Genomic DNA, 5,345 nt, shown 5'->3' on the forward strand with positions numbered 1-5,345 from the left:
AGCGACGTTACCGATCCCGGAGAGCGTACTCGAACTGCCGGAACTCTACCTCTCCATCCAGATCAATTCCGATCCGGAGATGACACCGCGTCGCCAGATCGTCACAGTCCCCTACGCTGCAAAAGTACGCACGGTTGATGGCGCGCTCGGGGGAAGTATCGCCGGCTCGGTCGCGATTGGAGCTCTCAGCGACGCTTCCGGCGCGAGTTCACTCGCAGCAGGGCACGGCAACGAAGCTTCGGGTGATGCATCCGCGAGTCTGGCCGGTAATCTAAATGCAGTCACCGGCGACCGCAGTGCGATCCTCGGCGGCTCGAGTCATGCGGTCAGCAGCGAGAATTCCGTTGCCATCGGCGGAAGCGGGAACTCAATCACAGGACTAAACAGCGTCGCTCTGGCGGGAACAGGAAATGTCGTCGCGGGTTGGAACGCCTTTGCCGGCGGAAGACAAGCGAGCGCGCTGCACAACGGCTGTTTCGTTTGGAACGATCCCCCGCCGCTCTCCGGATCTCTGGCAACGACGGCGGCATCGCAATTTCTGGTGGGTGTGAATGAAGTTTTTCTTGGCTGGGATTACAGCGACGTCACGCTTTCTGGCGTTCCGACGATCGGGCCCAATGACAACAAGGGTGCGATCAACCTCTACCATAACGGCGGCAATAGCCATTTCGGATACGGCGCCACTGGTGAGACCTACCTGAGCTATAGCAACCAGGGGCACCTGCAGATTCGCCGCTACAACGGCAACGGCACCTATACCGACGCCATCAACATTCCGGGCAACAACGCTTATGTCGGATTGCGCGGCGTCGGCGCGCCGACAAATGTCCTGACCCTTGCCAACGCCTCCAACGCGGGCGGGCGCGGTCTGGCGAATGCCTGGGAGACGTATAGCTCGCGGCGGTGGAAGACGGAGATAACCTCAATCGACGGCGCGCTGGACAAGCTCCTGCGTCTGCGCGGTGTGAACTACAAGCCGCTGGACGGCGGACCTCGCGAAATTGGGTTGGTTGCAGAAGAAGTCGGCGAAGTTTTGCCCGAGATTGTGCGCTTTGAAGACAACGGTATTGATGCGCGCTCGATCGACTACTCCAGAATCGTGGCCGTCCTGATCGAAGCGGTCAAGGCACAGCAGGCGCAGATCGATTCGTTGCGACAGCAGATCAACGCACCCGCGCAAGATCGCAAGTGAGGAACCGAATAACTGGGGGGCGATAACGCAGTCGTTTGCACTTGCTGCTAAACGGCCAGTTCCCGCGCGTAGCCGAACACTGCGGGGGTGCCACCGGTATGCCAGAACAGGACGCAATCGGATTTTGTGAATTCGCCGCGCTGGATCAGGTCAATCAGCGCACCCATGGCGCGGCCGGTATAGACGGGATCGAGGATGATGCCCTCGGTTGCGGCGAGCAGCTTGATCGCGTTGCGTTCCAGATCACCGACAACGCCGTAGCCGCCGCCGAGGTAGTGGTCGCGAATCTGGAAGTCGCCGCGGGTGAAGCGTTCATCGACGCCGATGCGTTCAGCCGTAGCATTGGCGATCTTCGGCAATTGTTCTTCGAAGGGGAGATCCGTCTCATCTTTGTCAATGCGAATTCCGATTACACCGACTTTCGGCATGAACAGCCGCGCACCGAGGGCCATGCCGGCCTGGGTGCCGCAGGAGCTGGAGGCAAAGACGATGTGGGTGATGCCGAGCGCACGGCCATCGGACTGTGCAGCTAATTCCGCGGTCGCTTCGACGAAGCCGACCGCGCCGATTTCATTGGAGCCACCGTAGGGGATGACATAGGGGCGTTTGCCTTGAGCGCGCAGTTGGTCGGCGATGATCGGTATTTTCTCGCCCTTGCGCGTGCTGCCGCTCCAATGCACGGACGCGCCCAGAAGCTGATCGAGAAGCAGATTGCCGGTGGCGAGTTCCGGTTCTTCGCCGCCGAGGACGAGATGGCAGCCGAGGCCGGCGACGGCGGCGGCCGCGGCAGTTTGGCGGCAATGGTTCGACTGGGCGGCGCCGCCGGTAACCACAGTATCGGCGTTGTGGGCCAGTGCCTCGCCGATGAGGAATTCCAGCTTGCGCGTCTTGTTGCCGCCAAAGGCGAGGCCATTGAGGTCATCGCGCTTGATCAGGATTTTCGGTCCGCCGAGTTTAGCCGACAGGCGCTTGAGTTCCATGATCGGCGTCGGCAGGCACGCCAGTGGAAAGCGGGGAAGTTGTGAGAGTTTCATCGTGGCATGATATGGTCGTGCTTCGGAAAGTCAAGGGGGCTTCTCACGTTGGCCATGACCGGGAAACGGATTGACAGTGTCGGCTGGTCGGGTTAGGTTGATTTGTATCAAACACGGAGAGTGCTATCCATGAAGTGTCCCGAATGTTCCAAATCGGTGATGACGTACTGGCAGTTTTTGGGCAAGATCTATCCGCGGCGGCTGCGCTGCGAGCACTGCGGCGCGGAGCTGATCTGGACGGCAAAGTGGAGAGGCGTGTTCGGCTATTCGTTGGTCTTCGCAGGCATCGCCGCATTTATGCTGGGAATGCTCCGTCGGTTGCTCGGCATCGGGCGGCTCGAGTTTCTGATCGTGTTCGTCGTCGCGGCGCTGATCTTTGCCGCCGTGTACTGGCACGAAGCCGAGTACGTTAAGGCGACCTAACTGAATCGTTGCTCGCGGCGACGGCAAGAGCTCGACTTGGTGGTGTGGGAACGAAGGCAGTCCGGTGCTCGCTGGAACACATCACAGTACCGGCCGCCAACATTTTCCCGATCACTGCGTAGATTGACCAACGGGAATGCACGTCCCAACGCAGGTTCAAGCCACTGGCTTCCGAAATCGTATCGAAGAAAGGTAGAATCGCATCATGTCAAAGGCGCCTAACCATTGGAAACGCGGTCGCGGCAAGCTCGGTATCTTCACGCCGCTATTGGGTACCTGGTGCGCAAAAGCCTTGACGCCGATGGGCCCGGTCAGTTGCACGCGACTTTTTACGGCTATCCTCGGCGGCAAATACATCCAACTCGCCGCGAATTGGAGTGTCGGCAAGGGCGGCTATGAGGAACTGGCCTTGATCGGTGAAAACGCCGACGGCAGGATCGCCTTCTGGTCATTCACTTCCGACGGCAAGAACTCGACCGGACTGCTTGCCGACGTAACGGACGTGCACCCCGAGGCCATCGGCTTTGAGGCGCAGATGCCGGCGGGGCTCGCCCGCATGATCTACTGGCCAGATGCAAGCGACGGCTTCCATTGGGCCGTCGAATCCAAGAACAAGTCTGGTTGGAAACGTTTCACCGAACATCACTACCACTCCGAGAAATAGCTGTATTCAGGGAGATGCAACACATGCCAATTTCCAAGCGCAGGCGTCAGCGCGACATTGAGAAGAACTATCCACCGCGAAAATTCGTAGAGAAATTGCGGCGGCTGGCCGATGCCATCGAGGCGGGCAAGCCGTTTCGCATCCAGATCGCCGGCGAGCGGATCACGATTCCAGCCGGTGCGGTGATCAGTCTGGAGCATGAACGCAGCGGCGGGGCGGAAGAGGTTGAGTTCCAGTTGCGCTGGCAGACTCAATGAAGACTCACCGGGGAGCGGAATTGCGCGCATTGAAGTTGTGACAACTGACAGACAGAAATACAGCATTCGCAAATTGAGGGAGCCGGACGCGGCGGCGTTTCGAGACCTGCGCATCGAGATGTGTCGCCTGCATCCGGAAGCCTTCGGACAGACGCCGGAGGAATGCGCGGCGATGGAGGAGGAGAAGGCGCTTGATTGGATGGCGCCCTGCGATGTATTTCCGGAGAAGTTTGTGCTGGCGGCGTTTACCGGCGAGCGGATCGTGGCGACCGTGGCGTTTCGACGCGAGGACTCGGCGAAGGAACGGCATCGGGCGTGGATTTGGGCGGTCTATGTGCGACCCGAGGGACGCGGCCACGGTTTGAGCCGGATGTTGATGCAGCAGGTGATTGACGAATCGCGAACAATGGCAGGCTTGGAGATGCTGACCCTGACGGTCGCGGTGCCGCAGACGGCGGCGCGCACGTTGTATACCTCACTCGGTTTCATCACCACCGGCATAAATCGGCATGGCTACAAACTTGCGGACGGCCGGTATGTCGACCACGAGGAAATGATCCTCTGGCTGTAGGGTGCAGAGCCACTGCCTGATATCAGTTTAGCCAACGAGGCCGGGGCTACTCGGTTGTCGGCTGCAGACGCAACTTTCGAAACTGCCGGAAGCTGATCAGTTGGCGACGATCTTCATCCCAAAGGCGGAACTTCAACGAGCGCAAACTGCGAAAGAGCCCGACTTCCGGGATCGGTCGCACCTGGGTCAGGTCGTGATGACAATCTTCCAGTCGGTAATTCGGCACGCGCGAATTCAGGTGGTGAACATGGTGAAAGCCGATGTTGCCGGAGAACCACTGGAAGATCTTCGGGAGTTTGTAGTAGGAGCTGCCTTCCAACGACGCCGCGACAAAGTCCCATTTTTCGCCCCGTTCCCAGTAGACTCCTTCGAACTGGTGCTGGACATAGAAGAGCCAAATGCCGAGCGCCAGTCCAATCAGGATGATCGGCAACTGTATCAGCAGATAGGCTTCGATTCCGACTGTCAACCAGACGGCGGCGACAATGATTGCCAGAGACAGATTGGTGCCCATCACACTGATGACATCCTTGCGATTGGAACCGGGGAGGATGCGGCGATTCTGGATCAGGAGAACTTGCAGCGGCCCCAGCACGAACAGGACGAGCGGATGGCGGTAGAAGCGGTACCAGGCTCGCTGGGCGCGCGTGGCGGCGATGTATTCTTTCACGGTCATCGTCCAGACATCGCCGACGCCGCGCCGGTCAAGATCGCCGGAAGTGGCGTGGTGTTCGGCATGACGTTTTTTCCAGGTGTAGTAGGGCGTAAAGGTCAGCACGCCGGCGACGGCGCCCCAGAAATTGTTGGCCCGCTTCGAGCGAAAGAACGATCCGTGACCACAGTCGTGGAAGATGATGAAGATGCGGATTAGAAAACCGGCGGCGATGACGGCCAGCCCGAGCGTCAGCCAGTAGCTGACACTGAGGGTGAAGTACATAGCGACGTTGAGCGCCAGGTAGGGGATAATCGAGTTAATCAACTGCCAATTGCTGCGCCAGCGGCTCGGTTTGGAGTGACGGGCGACGATGCGCTCGAGCGCAGCGCGCCCGGATTTAGCCGAGTCGATCGGGGCGTTTCCTTGCATGAATGTTCTCCTCAGGGTCTTAAGGGTTTACAGCGAACACCGAGGTGCAGAGACGTTCCGGAGAAAGTCAAGGCGCACCGATTGTCGGCCGATGAGATTGGCTGCACAATGCACGGATCA

At 59.3% G+C, this 5,345-nt stretch carries 7 protein-coding genes; 5 read left to right on the forward strand and 2 right to left on the reverse strand.

Annotation, left to right across the window (positions count from 1 at the left end):
* Positions 1–1,192 (forward strand): tail fiber domain-containing protein (locus IT585_14090; protein MCC6964378.1); only part of this gene is annotated, 1,192 nt, incomplete at its 5' end.
* 47 nt (positions 1,193–1,239) lie between these two features.
* On the opposite strand, the gene IT585_14095 is transcribed toward IT585_14090, so the two are convergent.
* Entirely contained in the window at positions 1,240–2,226 is a 987-nt protein-coding gene (locus tag IT585_14095) for a D-cysteine desulfhydrase family protein (protein MCC6964379.1), read from the reverse strand.
* Positions 2,227–2,355: 129 nt separating this feature from the next.
* Here IT585_14095 and IT585_14100 point away from each other — a divergent pair, with 129 nt between their 5' ends.
* The 4 genes from IT585_14100 (at position 2,356) to IT585_14115 (ending at position 4,141) form a co-directional block, all read left to right on the forward strand.
* Positions 2,356–2,649: a hypothetical protein gene (locus IT585_14100; protein MCC6964380.1), complete on the forward strand. Its 294-nt coding sequence runs from the start codon at positions 2,356–2,358 to the stop codon at positions 2,647–2,649.
* A 205-nt stretch (positions 2,650–2,854) separates the two neighbouring features.
* Positions 2,855–3,313, forward strand: coding sequence for a hypothetical protein (locus IT585_14105; GenBank protein MCC6964381.1), 459 nt, complete (start codon positions 2,855–2,857; stop codon positions 3,311–3,313).
* Positions 3,314–3,336: 23 nt separating this feature from the next.
* Positions 3,337–3,570, forward strand: a complete 234-nt coding sequence (locus tag IT585_14110) for an amphi-Trp domain-containing protein (protein MCC6964382.1) — start codon at positions 3,337–3,339, stop codon at positions 3,568–3,570.
* A 37-nt stretch (positions 3,571–3,607) separates the two neighbouring features.
* Entirely contained in the window at positions 3,608–4,141 is a 534-nt protein-coding gene (locus IT585_14115; GenBank protein MCC6964383.1) for a GNAT family N-acetyltransferase, read from the forward strand.
* A gap of 46 nt (positions 4,142–4,187) precedes the next feature.
* Here IT585_14115 and IT585_14120 read toward each other — a convergent pair whose 3' ends face one another.
* Entirely contained in the window at positions 4,188–5,225 is a 1,038-nt protein-coding gene (locus IT585_14120) for a fatty acid desaturase (GenBank protein ID MCC6964384.1), read from the reverse strand.
* Positions 5,226–5,345: the final 120 nt, after the last annotated feature.

The sequence above is a fragment of the Candidatus Zixiibacteriota bacterium genome, from assembly GCA_020853795.1.
Classification (GTDB): Bacteria; Zixibacteria; MSB-5A5; order CAIYYT01; family CAIYYT01; genus JADJGC01.

Bases quoted from the DNA above. Each gene is read 5' to 3' on its own strand.
- IT585_14120 (MCC6964384.1), bottom strand. From the start codon at position 5,225: ATGCAAGGAAACGCCCCGATCGACTCGGCTAAATCCGGGCGCGCTGCG.
- IT585_14110 (MCC6964382.1), top strand. From the start codon at position 3,337: ATGCCAATTTCCAAGCGCAGGCGTCAGCGCGACATTGAGAAGAACTAT.
- IT585_14095 (MCC6964379.1), bottom strand. From the start codon at position 2,226: ATGAAACTCTCACAACTTCCCCGCTTTCCACTGGCGTGCCTGCCGACG.
- IT585_14105 (MCC6964381.1), top strand. From the start codon at position 2,855: ATGTCAAAGGCGCCTAACCATTGGAAACGCGGTCGCGGCAAGCTCGGT.
- IT585_14100 (MCC6964380.1), top strand. From the start codon at position 2,356: ATGAAGTGTCCCGAATGTTCCAAATCGGTGATGACGTACTGGCAGTTT.